General features: G+C 65.1%; 10 protein-coding genes. 2 read left to right on the top strand and 8 right to left on the bottom strand.

Features of this window, described 5'->3' with window-relative positions; all coding sequences use genetic code 11:
* Positions 1 to 66: 66 nt before the first annotated feature.
* Positions 67 to 849, bottom strand: a complete 783-nt coding sequence (locus UP10_RS14920; RefSeq protein ID WP_082077123.1) for an alpha/beta fold hydrolase — start codon at positions 847 to 849, stop codon at positions 67 to 69.
* Between the two features lie 48 nt (positions 850 to 897).
* Between UP10_RS14920 and UP10_RS14915 the strand changes: the two genes are divergently transcribed.
* Complete coding sequence (locus UP10_RS14915) at positions 898 to 1,305, top strand: MarR family winged helix-turn-helix transcriptional regulator (RefSeq protein WP_044588075.1); 408 nt, start codon at positions 898 to 900, stop codon at positions 1,303 to 1,305.
* A gap of 33 nt (positions 1,306 to 1,338) precedes the next feature.
* Here the strand turns inward: UP10_RS14915 and UP10_RS14910 are convergent, their stop codons facing one another.
* From UP10_RS14910 to UP10_RS14890, 5 genes are all read right to left on the bottom strand, one after another.
* Positions 1,339 to 2,556 carry a M23 family metallopeptidase gene (locus tag UP10_RS14910; RefSeq protein WP_197086815.1) on the bottom strand — a complete coding sequence of 406 codons (1,218 nt, stop codon included), beginning with the start codon at positions 2,554 to 2,556 and terminating at the stop codon, positions 1,339 to 1,341.
* A gap of 524 nt (positions 2,557 to 3,080) precedes the next feature.
* Positions 3,081 to 3,419: a lipid-A-disaccharide synthase N-terminal domain-containing protein gene (locus tag UP10_RS14905; protein WP_044542045.1), complete on the bottom strand. Its 339-nt coding sequence runs from the start codon at positions 3,417 to 3,419 to the stop codon at positions 3,081 to 3,083.
* Entirely contained in the window at positions 3,419 to 4,198 is a 780-nt protein-coding gene (locus tag UP10_RS14900) for a glycosyltransferase family 2 protein (RefSeq protein ID WP_502692187.1), read from the bottom strand. Before UP10_RS14900 ends, UP10_RS14905 begins: the two co-directional genes overlap by 1 nt.
* A gap of 64 nt (positions 4,199 to 4,262) precedes the next feature.
* On the bottom strand, positions 4,263 to 5,108 hold the full coding sequence (locus UP10_RS14895) for a phosphatase PAP2 family protein (RefSeq protein WP_044588074.1): 846 nt from the start codon (positions 5,106 to 5,108) through the stop codon (positions 4,263 to 4,265).
* Position 5,109: 1 nt separating this feature from the next.
* A complete protein-coding gene (locus UP10_RS14890) occupies positions 5,110 to 6,852 on the bottom strand; it encodes an ArnT family glycosyltransferase (protein ID WP_044588073.1) in 1,743 nt (580 codons plus the stop codon).
* Positions 6,853 to 6,999: 147 nt separating this feature from the next.
* Between UP10_RS14890 and UP10_RS14885 the strand changes: the two genes are divergently transcribed.
* A complete protein-coding gene (locus UP10_RS14885; protein ID WP_050043687.1) occupies positions 7,000 to 7,815 on the top strand; it encodes an aspartyl/asparaginyl beta-hydroxylase domain-containing protein in 816 nt (271 codons plus the stop codon).
* Between the two features lie 8 nt (positions 7,816 to 7,823).
* Here UP10_RS14885 and pbpC read toward each other — a convergent pair whose 3' ends face one another.
* Positions 7,824 to 9,935, bottom strand: coding sequence for a penicillin-binding protein 1C (gene pbpC / locus UP10_RS14880; protein WP_044588072.1), 2,112 nt, complete (start codon positions 9,933 to 9,935; stop codon positions 7,824 to 7,826).
* A gap of 80 nt (positions 9,936 to 10,015) precedes the next feature.
* Positions 10,016 to 15,229 (bottom strand): alpha-2-macroglobulin family protein, encoded by a 5,214-nt coding sequence (locus tag UP10_RS14875; protein ID WP_044588071.1) that lies wholly within the window; start codon positions 15,227 to 15,229, stop codon positions 10,016 to 10,018.
* Positions 15,230 to 15,448: the final 219 nt, after the last annotated feature.

The raw sequence follows: 15,448 nt of genomic DNA, 5'->3' as shown, positions 1-15,448 counted from the left end.
ACCCGTGCGCAGGGCCAGAGCGAGCACTGCGTCAGACGCAATTGGAGCGCCCTTCTCGCCTCGCCTTCAAAGTCGGCCGACAAAGTCGCTGATCAGGCGCTCGACTTCCTCCAACTGCTCGATCTGCGGAAAATGTCCGGCCGCGGCCACCGGCGCATAACGTGAGTGGGGAATGCTGGAAGCGAGGAGCCGGCCATAATCGGGGCGGACGATGCGGTCGCTTTCGCCCCAGATGACCAGCGTCGGGATCGGCATTTTCGCCAGGCGCGAAAGCAGCGTCGGCTCGTGCATGAAGGGCTCACCGGCATAGGCCCGCAGGGCCTTCTGATTGTCCAGCATCGCGGCAGCCGCCTCCGGCGTTGACGCTGCGAAGGCGAATTTTTCGGGATTGTGGAATGCAAGAGGGGCACGTTCCGCCGGCGGCACAGCGGTGGGATCGACGATCGACAACTCCGGCGTGGTCCCGGCGTCGATCCCCACCGAATTGATCAAGACCGCACCTGCGAGCCTTGGCGACAGGCGTAGCGCCATCTCGGCCGCGATCCAGCCGCCTACCGAGTTGCCAACCAGCACGACGTCCCGCAGGTCCAATCGCTCGATCAACGACAGATAAGCCAGGACCAGATCATCGATGCGGCCGAAGCGCTCCGGCCGTGGCGTGCCATTGAAACCGGGATGGATCGGCACGACCGCACGCGCGTTCGCCGAAAGGGATTCGGCCAGCCCATACATCGAGGCCGGGCCCGCTCCCCCATGCAGCAGCAGAAAGCAGCGTCCCGCGCCGGCCTCGGCAAAGGACAGGTGCAGCGTGTCTGCGAACAGGTCGACGGTGTGACGCGCAATAGCCATGTCTTTGCTCCGCTTGACATATCAATATATTGATATAAACATATTGATATGAGATACACAAGCGAGGATGTTGGCCTGCTCATCAAGACGACCCAGTACCGCCATCATCGTGGCCTCGACGCCAGTCTCGCCGCCACGGGCATCAGCCTCGTCCAGTGGAGCGCTCTTCGCGAGATCGAGCGGAATCCCGGTGCCTCCATGCATCGGCTGGCCGAACTGAGCTTCAATTCCGATCAGGCATTCGGGACGCTGACGGCCCGCCTGCTGCGCGTTGGACTGATCGAAAGGTTTCAAGGCCCTGGGCGCGTAACCCACCATCGGTTGACACCGCGAGGGACCGAGCTTCTCCGCGAGGGCCGCAAGCGGGTCATGAAGGTGCTTGTCCTGTCGTTCGCATCTCTGGACGAAAAAGAGCGGGACATGCTGGGCACGCTCCTCGCCAAACTGCTGACCTGAAAAACCCCAAGGGGGTCAGTGCTCGGAGCCGAACTATCTGTGCGGAGACGTGGAGGCGGTCGCGAGTTGATCGATACTTTCGCGCTGGCGATCGAAAGCGCCACGGAGCTCGCCTTGCAGGTCCCGGCCGCCCGACAATTTCATCCGAAGCGGATCGACGTTGCGGCCGTTGATCCGGACTTCATAATAGAGATGCGGTCCTGTCGAGAGCCCCGTCGATCCGACGTAGGCGATCGTCTCTCCCTGGCGAACACGGTCGCCAACCTTCAGCCCGGGCGGGACATCAGCGATGTGCGCATAGGTCGTCTCATAACCGCGATCGTGGAGGACCCGGATATATTTCCCGTAACCGCGTTCGTATCCCTCGGTCTCGACGACGCCCGCGCCCGCTGCCGCAATTGGCGAACCATAGGGTGCCGCAAAATCGGCGCCCTCGTGGAAGCGGCGGTCCCCCAGGATCGGATGAATACGCCAGCCAAAGCCGTCGCCGAGGCGACCGCTGACGACCGGCTTGCGCAATAGAAACTTGGTGACGGAATGTCCGGCATCATCATAGAAATCCGAACTGCCATCGTCCGGCGCCGCGAAGCGATAATAGCGGTGCGTCTGCCCACCGGCCGTCAAGTCGACGAACACCAGCTCGGGTTGGCCAAGCTCGTTGGGGGCATAAATGATATTGGCCATATCGGCTTCACCTAGCGGCCCGTCGAGATCGAAATCGCGGCTGCAGAGCCGCATGAATTCAGCAACGATCGCTTCGTCGACGTGATTGGAGCGTGCAAGCGCCTGAAGCCCGTCATGCAACGTCTCGCCTGGGACAGAACGCATGTGGGTTGAATCACGCAGCAAGTCATCGTTGCGAGAAGCCACGCCCGGCTGCTCCGGCACGATTGCCTGGTAACGGCCCGTGTCGGTACGACCGATAGCGATGACGGTTGAATCTGTCCGTTTGATCGACACTTTCAAGATGTGCCGGTCGGGCAGGACGGCATCTCTGTTCTGTTCGATGATTGTGATTTTCTCGCCACCGGACAACGCCGCTCCGCCATCAGGCCGCGGAACAGCCGCGAGGATGCCCTGCTCGTCCTCCTTTCCCGCCGCCACCGCGCGCAGAACGCCCGAAAGCGTGTCACCACTTCTGGCAATCACAACATGTCGATGGCTGTCGGAGGAAGAAGGCCGTTCCGGTCTGTTGCTCGCCAGCTGGCTTATCGTTGTCGCCTTCTCCTGCCGGCTCGCGATGATTGACACTTTGCGGTTCGGGATCAAGCTGCGCGAGCCGGGCTGACACACGCGTAAACGGGCGGACCGAGCCTGCATCGCTCAGCTGTTCGATCCTGATCGCAGACGGACTGCCCGGTGCGCCGGACGTCCGATCCAGGCGGTCACCACGATGGGCCTCGTCAACGACCTGCTCCGCCAGACTTGGAAAGGACGTGACGGGCGATACAGCGAATTGAGCGCGGTTGCCCAGTGCACCGCGCAGCGCACCACCAAGCAAGGCTAGGGCGGCGCCTCCCATGAGAACGGTCGCAGCCATCCAACGGAAGCTGATTTTTCGCCGGTCCGGTAATTCGCTCTCGCTGTTCAGCGGTGGCTCGTTACTCGATCGGACCTCACCCCTCTTCCGCGAATGCACGCTCACTTCTCACGCCCCGCGGCAGCCGATCATCGGCGCCGAACCGGCATGATGAATGACATGCTCTGAGGCGATTCTTTGACCTTCGCTTGGATTTGGTCGTAATTGACGCTGTGCGCTCCGGATTCCGCAGAGATCAGCGATCGAGCGCCTTCGATGCCTTGCCGCGGCTCTTCACGATCAGCATGATGTTGCGGATATAGATTAGAGTGGCGAGGCCTTGGCCGATGATGATGACGGGCTCGCGCTTGGCGAGGCCGTAGACCAACGTCATCAACCCGCCGCCCATCGAGAAGAACCAGAACGCCATCGGCACCACGCTCTGGCCGGCGCGTTCGCTGGAGATCCACTGCACCAGGAAGCGCGCGGTGAACAGCAATTGCGCAACGAGGCCGAACGCCAGCCAGAAATCGAACTTGGCGATGAAGACGTCGTAAAAATAGGCACTCAGCGCCTGGCCGAATTGAATTAGCATCACTTCACCTCGGTTACGGCAGGCACTTCAGTGACGCCCGTCACCTCGGTGACGACAGGCGTCGGCTTCTTGCGGCGGATCAGCCACCACACACCGATCAGATCCATGATCCCGATCCAGAGCCGGTCGAAGAACCCGTAGTTCGAGACGCCGGCATGGCGCGGCCGGTCGACGACGTCGACATAGGCGATCGCAAACCCTTCGCGCCGGACCAGCGCCGGCAGGAAGCGGTGCAGCCCGTCGAAATAGGGCATCGACAGGAATACCTCGCGTGGGAACGCCTTCAATCCGCAGCCGGTGTCGCGGGTGCCGTCGCGCAGGATCGCGCCGCGCACGGCGTTGGCGATGCGCGACTGGATTTTCTTGAAGCCGGTGTCCTTGCGCCCCACGCGCTGGCCTGCGGCGAGGCCGACGCGCCCGCCTCCGCTCTCGACCGCAGCGATCAGATCAGCCAGGAACGCCGGATTGTTTTGTCCGTCACCGTCGAGCGTCGCCACGATCGCGCCGCGCGCGGCCCGCACCCCGCTGCGCACCGCCGCGGATTGGCCTGATGACACGGCATGGCGGAGCTGCCTGAGATTGGGCCGCTGCGCCATGATCGCGGCCAGCCGCTCGCCTGTCGCGTCGGTCGAGCCGTCATTGACGTAGACGATCTCGTAGACCCAGCGGTCGTCGAGCGCCGCTGCGATCTCGGCGATCAGCGGCGCGATATTGTCCGCCTCGTTGCGCACGGGCACGACGATGGACACGGCGACCGGCGTCTGGTCGGGAGCAGGCAATTCGGCACTCGTGGTTGGTGTTATCAGCGGCTGGAACCGGCCCGATCCCGTCGGGCGACCGCTTTTATGGGGCGAAGACGCTCCCCGCAACCCTTTTGAGGCGCCCTTCCGACGGTCCGGACAACGCCACAATCGTGCCGTCGCGATCGATGGCGAACCCAAGGCGGCGGGCGGCGAACCAGTAGCGAACGGCCATTGCGCCTGTTACGCCGACCAGTGCGCCGGCCACCACATCGCTCGGATGATGCGCCAGCAGCACCAGCCGGGTCGCAACGATCACGAGCGCATAGACGAGCATGACGATACGCGTCCGTGGCCACACGGCGGATACGGCAAATGCCAGCGCGAACGCCGTGATCGCATGTCCCGACGGAAAGCTCGCATAGGCCTCGGTGCCCGCGAAATGCTGGAAGTTGAAGGCATTGGCCTTGCCGCCAACAAACGGCCGGCCACGGCCGACGATCCACTTGATCAATTCGCCCACGGCCACCGAGAACACCACCGACAGAAACAGATATTGCAGCCGCGTTCCGAGGCCGAGCAACGTCGCGCGCGACACGCCGCGCAACGCGGGCGCCGCCAATGCGACCACGATCAGCAAGACACCGAGCGTCCACATCACGTGCGTGTCCTTGCCGAAATCAGTCAGGATGCGCGCCCACCACAGGCTTGGCGTGCCGCGTGGCGGCATCAAGCTGATCTCCTCGACGTCGACGGCGTACATCAGCGTGAGGATCACCGCACCGACGATGACGACGAGCAGCAGCACGTGGCGTGCCGAACGCCGCGCGGCTTCGGCGCGGCGCGAATGCGATGGCGCGCGCACCAGTTGGGCGAAAGACAGCCAGACCAGCGTCAGCAATCGGCCGACATAATTCGCGGATTCCGCCGTTGCGGGCGCCGTCGGCATGTCATTCCGTTCCTTCGGAGCGGAAGATCGCGATCGAGACCGCCTTGCCTTGCGAGATGTTGTAACCCTCGACGCGCACCGGTGCTTCATAGCGCAGCCCGATCGCCTCGGCGCGCTGCACGAAGGCGCGCTCCGAGCGCTGTTCGACCAGCGCGAAGCGGCAGGAGCCCTGCCCCAGGAAATCGGCTGCACCCGATCCGTCCGTGAGCAGCGTCGAGGTGTCGGTCATGAACACGAGGCTCGGCTCCAGGTACCCGGCCGCGGCGGCTTTCGGACCGACGCAGGTCACGTTGCGCAGCGCGCGCGCCACTTCCTGGCTCGGAAACATCGTCGTGAGCCGCGGCACCACCACGCCATAGGTGCCGCCTGCCAGCAACGCCGCGGCGATCACGGCGTTGAGCAGCGAGCGCTCGGCGCGGCTCTCCTCGAACAGCCACCAGGCGACCAGGCCGAACACCATCGCGACCGCGAATAATGGCCAGGCCGGAAACACCGGCTGATGGATCAGCTTGATCGCGCCTGCCGTCACCAGCACCGCGCCAAGCGCGGGGATCGCAAACCACCACGCCGCGCCCCGCAGCAGCCAGGAGCGCGACAGCACGCGCCGCTCCAGAGCGCCCGCGGTCAGGATCGCGATCGCCGGATAGAGCGGCAGCACGTAATGCGGCAGCTTGGTCAGAACCGCCTCGAACACGATCCAGGACGGGATCAGCCAGGCCAGCAGAAACTGCGCGCCGGGCTCCCGCCGTGCCCGCCAGACCGCCGGCGCGGCCATGCCGGCAAGCGGCGCAGCGGGCCAGAACGTGACCCAGAACAGCAGCAGATAGAGCCCGGGTGGAGCGCCATGGGATTCCTGCGCCCCGAGCTTGCTCAGCATGTCGCCGCCGACGGAATCTGCAAAGAAGGTATCGCCGGCGCGCAGGAAGATCAGCACGAACCACGGCAGCACCAGCACCAGCATCCACATCAGGCCCCAAACCGGGCGCATGCGCAAAAACCAGGCCGCCGACCTGTCGAGGACGGCAAGCGCCACCATCGCGAGGCCGACGAACATCAGGATCAGCGGTCCCTTGATCAGGATACCGGCCGCCAGCGCTGTCCAGAAGATCGCAGGTGGTCCCCATGGCGGATGCGCAGGGTCCTCACCGCGTTGCCATGACAAATAGACCCGTGCCATCGCACCCATCGCCGCTGTCACGGTGAACAGCAGCATCGCGTCGGTCTTGGCGAGCCGCGCCTCGCCGCCCAGCAGCACGCAACTCGCGAGCATCAACGCGGCCAAGGCCGCGCCTTGCCGCGTCACGAAGGCAAGCGCCGTCCAGTAGGTCAGGAGTACCGCGCCGATGGCACCGATCAGCGATGGCATGCGGTAAACCCAGATCCGCACCTGCGCCCGTGGCAGGCCGAGCGCTGCAACGGTCTTCAGTGACGCCGCCTGCAGCCAGTAGATGCCGACCGGCTTCTTGTAGCGGACATCGTCCTGGAAGCGGATGTCGACGTAATCGCCGCTTTCGACCATTTGCTTGGTCGCCTGGGCAAAGCGCACCTCGTCGCGATCGATCGGCGGGATGGTGAAGAAGCCGGGCAGAAACAGCACCAAACAGCACAACAGCAGGAACAGAACCGCGCGCGGGTGGCTCGCCGTCGCGAACTCGAACGCCATAAACAGCCTGCGGCTGGAATGCGCAGGCTTTACAGACTGTTGGCCTGCTCCGAAGCGGCGGGGCTGGAGGGTTTCAACCATGTTTTTCGCATACGATGAAACCGCACTGCAAACAACACCGCATTCCGTCTTTCCCCGTCTCCCGCCTTGCCGCGGTGCCGGGGACGGCATAAAGGGTATAACCGTTCAGTTCACCACGTTTTTCGACCCGTTAAGCAGATATTGAGCATGGCAATCGACCGAAATACCCGGAAGCGGGTCCGGCGCTACGCAGTGGCGCTGCTTGTGCTGGTCCCCCTGCTCTATCTGGTGCCCTATCTCGTTTTGTTTTTCCTGGTCTGCGGCGCCCTCGACATCAAACGGCACTTCAAGGTCACGCCCGACATGGCCGAGAAGTATTTCCTCGGCAACGGCATCCCGACCTGGCTGCTGTCGCCAATCAACCTGCTGGCGGACCTGTTGTCGGCCCGAAACCTCGGCACTTACCGGCTCGAAGATCTCCCGGCTGCACATCGCGCCGAGGTCGAAGCCTGCGTCAAGGCGTTCGTCGAGAATGGCGACCTGATCAAGGCGCGCGTCGCCGAGGTGCTGGGCGACCGCAAGCGCGGCATGCTGACGTTCAAATGGTTCGCACGGAAGCAGGATATCACCGTGCGGATTCCTGCCTTCGAACAGGATTACCGCTACATCAAGACCATCGCGGTATCGGTGTTCAACCAGCGCGAAAAGACGTCATGGCATTTCGGTCCGCTGCGCCTGACCTTCCGCGTGCTCTACAATCTCGATCCGATCGACAGCGACGGCGTCTTCATCAATGTCGACGACAAGACCCATTACTGGAAGAACCAGCCGCTGTTCATGTTCGATGACACGCTGTTCCACCAGTCGGTCAACGATGTCGACCAGGCGCGCTACTGCCTGTTCATGGACATCGTCCGCCCGAACCATTTGCAGCCGGTCTTCGACGCGGCGATCGCCGGCGCGGCCGTGATCGCGGCCTCATTCAAGACCGTGTTCTACAAGAACTGGTCGTTCATCCGGTAGCCGGATTGTCACTGCACCCGGATCACGACGGTATCGGCCGCACCCGTCGCGTCGATCACGGTGACACGGGCGAAGCCCGGCCCCGGCGGATCAATCAGGCGCTGCCGCCGGCTGTCGATGTCTCCGGCTGAGACACCATTGACCAGCACCGTCAGCGGCAGCACGCCGCCGGCGACCTTGACCGGCATCGCCGCAAGGCGGCCATCATCGGAATGATCGACGTCGATGCGCGAGCCGTTCAGCGGGAACTGGATGTGCGGCGCCTGGTCATTGCCGGTGCGGACCAGTTCGCCGAGCGGGCGGAAGCGCCGAAGCGGCAGGGGTAACTTCGCATTGCTTGCGACCAGCACGCCGCGCGGCGGCTTGGGTAGCGCCGCCGGCACCTTGCCGGTGCGCGCGAAGGCATCGAACAGGATCGGTGCCGCGGCGGAGCGGCCGACCAGGCCCGGCACCGGCGCGCCGTCCGGACGGCCAACCCAGACGCCAATCGTGATGCGGCCATCGAAACCGATCGACCAGGCGTCGCGATAGCCGTAGCTGGTGCCGGTCTTGAATGCGATCCGGCCGTGTACGCCGTTCTCCGGCGGCGGTGTGCCGAGCAGCACATTGCCGACCTGCCAGGCCGCCGCCTGATCCATCAGCCGCATGGTTTCTCTGATGTCATTGGCCCGCACGATCTCGCGCAGCGGCGTGGTGGCGCCGAGCCGTGCCAGTCCGGCATAGAGCTGCGCGAGATCCTGCAGCGTCACACCGACGCCGCCGAGACCCATCGCCAAGCCTGGCACTTCATCCTTGGGGAGCACGAGGTTAGCACCGGCTTGCTTCAGTCGCGACGACAGCCGGCTCGCACCGACGCGGTCGAGCAGTTCGATCGCCGGCACGTTCAGGGAAAATTGCAACGCCTTGCGCACGGGCACCGTGCCCTGGAACGTCATGTCGAAATTTTCCGGCGCATAGGTGCCGAAGCGGATCGGACGATCCTCGATCAGGCTGTCGGGATGGACAAAACCATCCTCGAAGGCGAGGCCATAGATGAACGGTTTCAACGTCGAGCCCGGCGAGCGCACCGCGCGGGTCATGTCGACCTGGCCGGCCCGCCCTTCGTCGAAGTAATCGGCCGAGCCGACGCGGGCGAGCACGTCGCCGGTCGCATTGTCGACCGCGATGATCGCAACCGAGACGTCCGGTCCCTGCGCGATCGCGCGGTCGCGCGCCAGCGCCTCGAGGTTCTTCTGCAGCGTGGCGTCGAGCGTCAACTTGATGACGGGTTGATTCTTGATCGTCGCGACCGCCTGATCGGCGGAATGCGGCGCCAGGATCGGAATCTGGTTGCGCATCTTCGGCACCGGCACGGCCCTGGCTTGCGCCGCGTCGTCCGTCGATACCGTGCCCTCCTCGACCATGCGGTCGAGCACGCGGTCGCGCGCGATGTGGGCAGTTTGCGGATAGCGGTCGAGCCGCCGCCGCTCGGGCGATTGCGGCAGCGCCACCAGCAGCGCGGCCTCCGCGAGCGACAGCCGCTTCGGCTCCTTGCCGAAATAGGCGATCGAAGCGGCACGCACGCCTTCGAGATTGCCGCCGAACGGCGCCAGCGCGAGGTAGAGATCGAGGATCTGGTCCTTCGAGAGCTGCCGCTCCAGCTCGACCGCACGCACCATCTGCCGCAGTTTTGCGTAAACCGAGCGCTGCTGCCGCGGCTCCATCAGCCGTGCCAGCTGCATCGTGATGGTCGAGCCGCCGGAGACAATGTGGCCACTTGTGAGCAGCTGGAACGCGGCACGCGACAGCGCCAGCGGATCGATGCCGTGATGCTCGTAGAAGCGCTTGTCCTCATAGGCGAACAGCAGCTTCAGATAGGTCGGATCGACTGCGGCCTTCGCATCGACCGGCAACCGCCAGCGCCCGTCCGCCATCGCATAAGCACGCAACAGTTTGCCGTTGCGGTCGACGACCGTGGTCGAGACCTGCTCTGCCTCGGCCAGTGGCAGCGGTCCAAGCAAGGCGACCCAACTCGCGAAGGCGCCGGTCACGAGTATCAGCAGGACAGCCGCACACGCGGTGATGCGCAGGATGCGCCGCTTCATCCGCCCGTCATGGCCGGGCTTGTCCCGGCCATCCACGTCTTCCTTGGTGGCAGAAACAGACGTGGATGCCCGGGACAAGCCCGGGCATGACGACTGTTGCTGGTGGGTCACCTCGCTCATTTCGCCTTCTGCACCTCGACCGCACCGGTGCCGCTGCGGCCGTAGCGCGAGGGATTGTACATGTCCTCGACATAGGCCTGCGGCAGCACGTATTTGCCCGGCGACACCGCGCGCACGACGTAGGCGACCGTGAACACCGACTTGTCGTTGGCGGCACGGTCGATCGCCGCGGTGAAGCGGTCATCGCGGAACTGGGTGTCCTTGGGTTCGACGCCGTCCTCGATCCAGTCCAGCGTGCCGGAATCCCCTGATGACACCAGACGCGGGTTGTCGATCTCGAGCCCGGCCGGCAGATAGTCGGCCACCATGATGTGCCCGAATTCCGGCTTCGCCTCGGTGACCTTCAGGACGACCGCGAAGCGATCGTTCTGCTTCGCCTTCGACACGTCAGCCGGCTTGCCGTCGAGCGTGTAGTACGCGCGCTCGATCTTGAAGCCGTTGGCGACCGCGGGCTCCGGGGTCACCGGCGAGCCCGACACCGAGATCACCGTCTGCACCGGTGCATCGCCGGTGTTGGTGAGCTTGAGCGGCTGGCTCGCCATCTCCTCGGCCTTGTAGCTGCGATAGACCGCGGTCTTGACGCTCTGGCCGTTGATGTCGAGCGCCAGCGTCTCCTTGGCGAGCGCGCGCGCCGCCAGCACCATCCACGCATTCTCCTGCGTCGAGGTATAGGGCGACAGCCCGCGCGCCGCTTCGACCCGCAGCACGGCCTGCGTCAGCGTCGCGCGTGGCGCGTTGCCTTCGCCGGCGAGCGAGACCAACGCGGCCGCATCGCGCAGCGCCGAGCCGTAATCGACCCGGCCGAACTCGAGCACCGGTTTCGGGTTCAGCGCGTCGAGCGCGTTGGCATAGACCCGCTCGGCCCTCGCTTTGTCGCCGACCAACGCCAACGCCGCGGCGAGCTGCGCCTTGGAAATCGGCGTCGCCAGATTGTTCAGTTTTGTATCCGCGAGATAGCGCAGGTCGCCAATCGGCGCTGCGCCATTTCTCGCGAGCACGTAAAGCCCGTAGGCCAGATCGCGGCCGCCGTCCTTCTCCGGCTCGTTGGCGTTGACCACCGAGTTCCTGACGCGGTCGAGTGCGGTCTTGAACAGCACGTCCGGCACCGCAAAACCCTTTTCGCGGGCGCGGGTCAGGAAGTCGGTCACGTAAGCATCGAGCCAGGCATCCTCGCCGCCCGCCGACCACAGGCCGAACGAGCCGTTGGACCCCTGCCGTGCCAGCAGCCGATCAATCGCATCGCGGATGCGCTGGTCGACCGCGGTATCCATCGCCAGATGCGCGCCGGCCGCGAGATCGTTGACATAGAGCAGCGGCAGCGCGCGGCTGGTGATCTGCTCGGAGCAGCCATAGGGATAGCGGTCGAGCGCTTTCAGGATGCTCGCGGCATCGAGCGCGGTCGAGAGGCTCGCCGAGATCGACACGCTGCCGGTGCCCGGGACGAGGTCGGAGAACATGTCCGAGGTCAGCGTCAGGCTCTCGCCCTTCGCCAATGTGCGAACCGAGCGGCGCGCCAGCACCTGGGTTGCCGGCTTGACGTCGAGCGCATAGTGCCGCGCCAGGGTCAGCCCGTTCGGTCCTGATATGTCGACATCGAACTCGGCGCGTCCGGAGCCAGCGGCCTCGAGGCCGAGCGCCAGCGAAGAGCGCTGCTTGGCGGCAAGCTTCACCGTCGTGGTCGGATTGCCCGAGACCTTGACCGGACCGCTCGTCTTGACACTGACGGCGTAGTCGCCGGCTGCACCTTCGACATTGTCGATGTCCATACTCATGGTGCCCTTGTCACCCGTGAGCAGGAAGCGCGGCAATGTCGCGGTCAGCACCACGGGATCGCGCACCGTCACATCAACAGTTGCGCGGCCGAGCTTGGTCGCACTCCACGCCACCGCCATCACCCGCGCGGTGCCGGCAAATTCGGGGATCTCGAAGCTCACTTCGGCGGTGCCGTCAGGGCCGACGGTGACGATGCCGGAATACAGCGCCAGCGGCTTTTGCGTCGGCGGCGAGCCCTGCAGCTCGGCGCCACCCGCGTCGCCGCCGGTCCTGATCTGGCCCCGCGTGCCCTGCATGCCGTCGATCAATTGCCCATAGAGGTCGCGGATCTCGGCGGTGAGGCGGCGCTGACCGAGATAGTAATCGTCAGGCGCCGGCGGCTTGTAGTTGGTCAAATTGAGGATGCCGACGTCGACCGCGGCCAGCACCACCTTGGCGTCCTCGCCGGGATTGAGCCCGCCGAGTTTTACGGGGATCTTCTGTGTCGAGCCCGGCCGCACCAAAGCAGGTGGCGACAGTTCGACCGCAAGCGTGCGGGTCTTCTTGTCGATGCCGAACCATTTCAGCCCAATCGCGCGGCCCGGCATGCGGCCGGCGGCGGCATCGAGCGGCCGGCGCAGCGTCGTCATCACATAGGCGCCGGTGCCCCAATCCTTGCCGACCGGAAGCTTGACCTGCTGGGTGCCTTCCTTGACGTCGACGCTTTGGGTCGTCAGCAGGCGGTCACCGAGCACATAGACCGAGAGCTTGCCGGCGGTGCGCGCGTTCACTGACACCGTCATAGTGTCGCCGGAGGCATATTCCGGCCGGTCGATCGAGGTCTCCAGCAAATCGGGCGTGTCGGCGCTGCCGTCCGAATACCAGCCGACGTCGAACTGCACCGAGGTCAGCGGCCCGTCGGCATCGGTCGATTTGACGTCGAGCCGGTAGCGGCCGGGCTGCGGCTGGAACGTCAGCCGCGTCGGCTTGTCCGCCGCAAGGTTCACGTCGCCATCAGCGACGCGCTTGGTCGACTTGACCGGCTCGTAATCCCAGGACGAGTTCTGCCGGTACCATTGGTAACGCGACTCCATCTTCAACAGCTCATAGCGCAGCCCGTCCCGCGGCAGTTGCTTGCCGTCGGGGGCGACGAACACGACGTCGAAATCGGCCTTGTCGCCCTCGGCGACGCTCTTGTCGCCGAAGGCAGGTTTGACGCCGATCAGGGAGGTTGCCGGCGCTACCGGCAGCACGATCTTGCGTTCGACCGAGCGGCCGCCGGTCTCCGCCATGCGGATGAATATCTGGGCCTCCTGCGGTCGGGTCGAGCCGGGTGCCTTCTCCAGCTTCACCGGGAAGGTCGCTGCGCCATTGGCGTCGGCCTCCGGCAGGTTCTCGATCGGGGTCCGCTCGTTGCTCGCGGTCTTCTCGTCGTCGACGCCGAACTGGTAGCCGGGATAGCCAGGCCGGCCATTGGCCGCTGGCGCCACCAGCATATCGCCTTCGAGCTGCAGGCCAGAAGCCGGCGCGCCGTAAAGGAAATGCCCGCTGACCCCGAGTTCAACCGGAACTTCAGCCTTGATCAGCTTGTCCTTGGCCGATAGGTCGAATTCGATCCGCTCGGGGATGTAATCCTCGACCATGAAGGTGGTTTCGCCGACCGAATTGCCCTTGGGATCGGTGAACACACGAGCCCGCCAGGTGCCTGACGGCACCGCCGAGTTCAGCGCCACCGACAGGCTCCGACCGCCGGCGCCCTGGTCCGGCAGCACGGCGCGGCGGAACTCGACGCCGTCAGGCCGCTCGATCACCATGGTCAGCGGCGTCCCGGTCAGGGCATTGCCCTGCCCGTCGCGCAGCAGCGCGGTCAGATAGACGGTCTCGTTGGAGCGGTAGACGCCGCGCTCCGCATAGACGAAGGCGTCGGCGCCGGCCGGAATGGCACGGCCGGCGACGCCACGGTCGCTGAGGTCGAAGGCGGTGGTCTTCAGGCTGAGGAAGGCGTAGTCGGCCTTGTCGCTCGTGACCGTCAGCAGCGCCGGCGACAGCCCACCCTCGCCCCGCGCCAGCCCGGACTCGAACAGCACGTGGCCGGCCGCGTCGGACTTCCGGGTTGCCAGAATCTCGTTGTTGCGGGCGACCAGCTTCACCTCGGCGTTCGCGACCGGCTCGGTCGAGAGCAGCGAGTTGACGAAGACGTGGATCCCGTCATTGCCTGAAAATGCCGACAGGCCCATGTCGGAGACGATGAACCATTGTGTCGCCAGCGAGCTGTCTTCGTCGTTGCCCGGGCTCTTGGGTGCGGCGGTCATGACATAGACGCCCGGCTGCAGATCGCCGAGCGCCTGGTCGACCGGGAACGCGGTGACGACGTCCTGGTTCAGCGTCGTGGCCGTCGCAAGCTCGCCGGACCAGACCTTGACGCCACGCTGGTCGCCGAGATCGGAGAGCTGGTAGCGGCTCAGCGCGCTCTGGAAGTCACTATCGATCACCGTGTTGATCAGATTGCGATCACCGATCCGGAACACGTCGATCTTGACCGCCGGCGTGTTGACGCTGACCACCGGAATACCGCGCTGGCCGGTCCGCGGCAGCACATAGGCCCGCCCGGTAAACCGCACGAAGGGCTTGCGGTCGCGGACATAGATGTTGAACTCGGCCGATTTCGGCAGCCCCTCTTTGACCGTCGACGGCAGTCCGGCGCGCAGATTGATGTTGTAGCGCTCGCCGTGCTTCAGCCCGTCGACGCAGAGCTGCTTGTCCTCGGCCGACAGCGCCGGCTTGTCGGTGCCGGCCAGCGCGAGGAATGGCGCGAAGTCGACGCGCTTGGCGAGATCTTCCGAGAACTGGAAGCAGGCGCGCGGCGAAACCGAATCGGAATCGACGCTGTAATCCAGCAGCCGGAAGCCGTGCTCGTCACGCATCTTCTCATACTGGCCGCGGACGTCCGCGACCTCGCGCTGGTCGAGCGACAGCCGCAGCGCATCCAGCGCCGGGCGCCACAGCTTGCGCTCCGACAATGCCTTGCCGAGCACGGCCAGCGCATCGGCCTCCTCGCCCGGATTGCCGGCGCGCTGATAGGCGATGTAGGCGGCCGTCGAGGCGCGCTCCATCAGGAAAGTCTGTTCGCTGGAGCTGGCCGAGCGGATCTGGAAGATGGTCTTTGCCAGCCGCAGCCAGTTGGCGCCGTCCTCCGGCGTAGCAGCGGCGATCTGGCCGAGGATCTGCAGGCCGGAGCGGAAATCGTTGCGCCTGAATGCGGCATCGGCGTCGGTCTTGAGCGTTGCGGCGCCCTTGTTGACGGCCCCCGCCTCGCTCTTGATCTGGGCCTCCAGCTTGATCGCGGAATCGGCGAGGTCGTCGCGCTTGAAGGCCTTGTCGGCGGCGCCGGCCACGCCAAGGCCAAAACCAAGCAGCAGCGCGGCACAGATTGCAGCGGCACGAACCAAACCGATCATGGTGGAGCTCCCAAAGGCCCCGCGGACGACAGCCGCGTGGAAATCAAAAGTGCGCGAAAAGGTGACGGACTCATGGCGCTGACATGAACAGGATCAAAAGTCGCATACAGCATGGTCGGACGAATCCCTAACCGGCGGCTGGCGGCGAATACCGGCGCGGCGGTGACGGCGGACCCACAGCGCGCGAGCCACCGCCAGCCTTTGTCGCGCAGCGCCCAC

The sequence above is a fragment of the Bradyrhizobium sp. LTSPM299 genome, assembly GCF_000938235.1.
Classification (GTDB): domain Bacteria; phylum Pseudomonadota; class Alphaproteobacteria; order Rhizobiales; family Xanthobacteraceae; genus Bradyrhizobium.
The sequence above is the reverse complement of the archived record's forward strand: the minus strand, read 5'-3'. Positions and strand labels throughout refer to the sequence as shown.

What these genes read in the sequence shown, in the direction of transcription:
- UP10_RS14905 (WP_044542045.1), bottom strand. Translation starts at nt 3,419, where the DNA reads ATGCTAATTCAATTCGGCCAGGCGCTGAGTGCCTATTTTTACGACGTC.
- UP10_RS14895 (WP_044588074.1), bottom strand. Translation starts at nt 5,108, where the DNA reads ATGCCGACGGCGCCCGCAACGGCGGAATCCGCGAATTATGTCGGCCGA.
- UP10_RS14875 (WP_044588071.1), bottom strand. Translation starts at nt 15,229, where the DNA reads ATGATCGGTTTGGTTCGTGCCGCTGCAATCTGTGCCGCGCTGCTGCTT.
- UP10_RS14890 (WP_044588073.1), bottom strand. Translation starts at nt 6,852, where the DNA reads ATGGTTGAAACCCTCCAGCCCCGCCGCTTCGGAGCAGGCCAACAGTCT.
- UP10_RS14885 (WP_050043687.1), top strand. Translation starts at nt 7,000, where the DNA reads ATGGCAATCGACCGAAATACCCGGAAGCGGGTCCGGCGCTACGCAGTG.
- UP10_RS14915 (WP_044588075.1), top strand. Translation starts at nt 898, where the DNA reads ATGAGATACACAAGCGAGGATGTTGGCCTGCTCATCAAGACGACCCAG.
- UP10_RS14920 (WP_082077123.1), bottom strand. Translation starts at nt 849, where the DNA reads ATGGCTATTGCGCGTCACACCGTCGACCTGTTCGCAGACACGCTGCAC.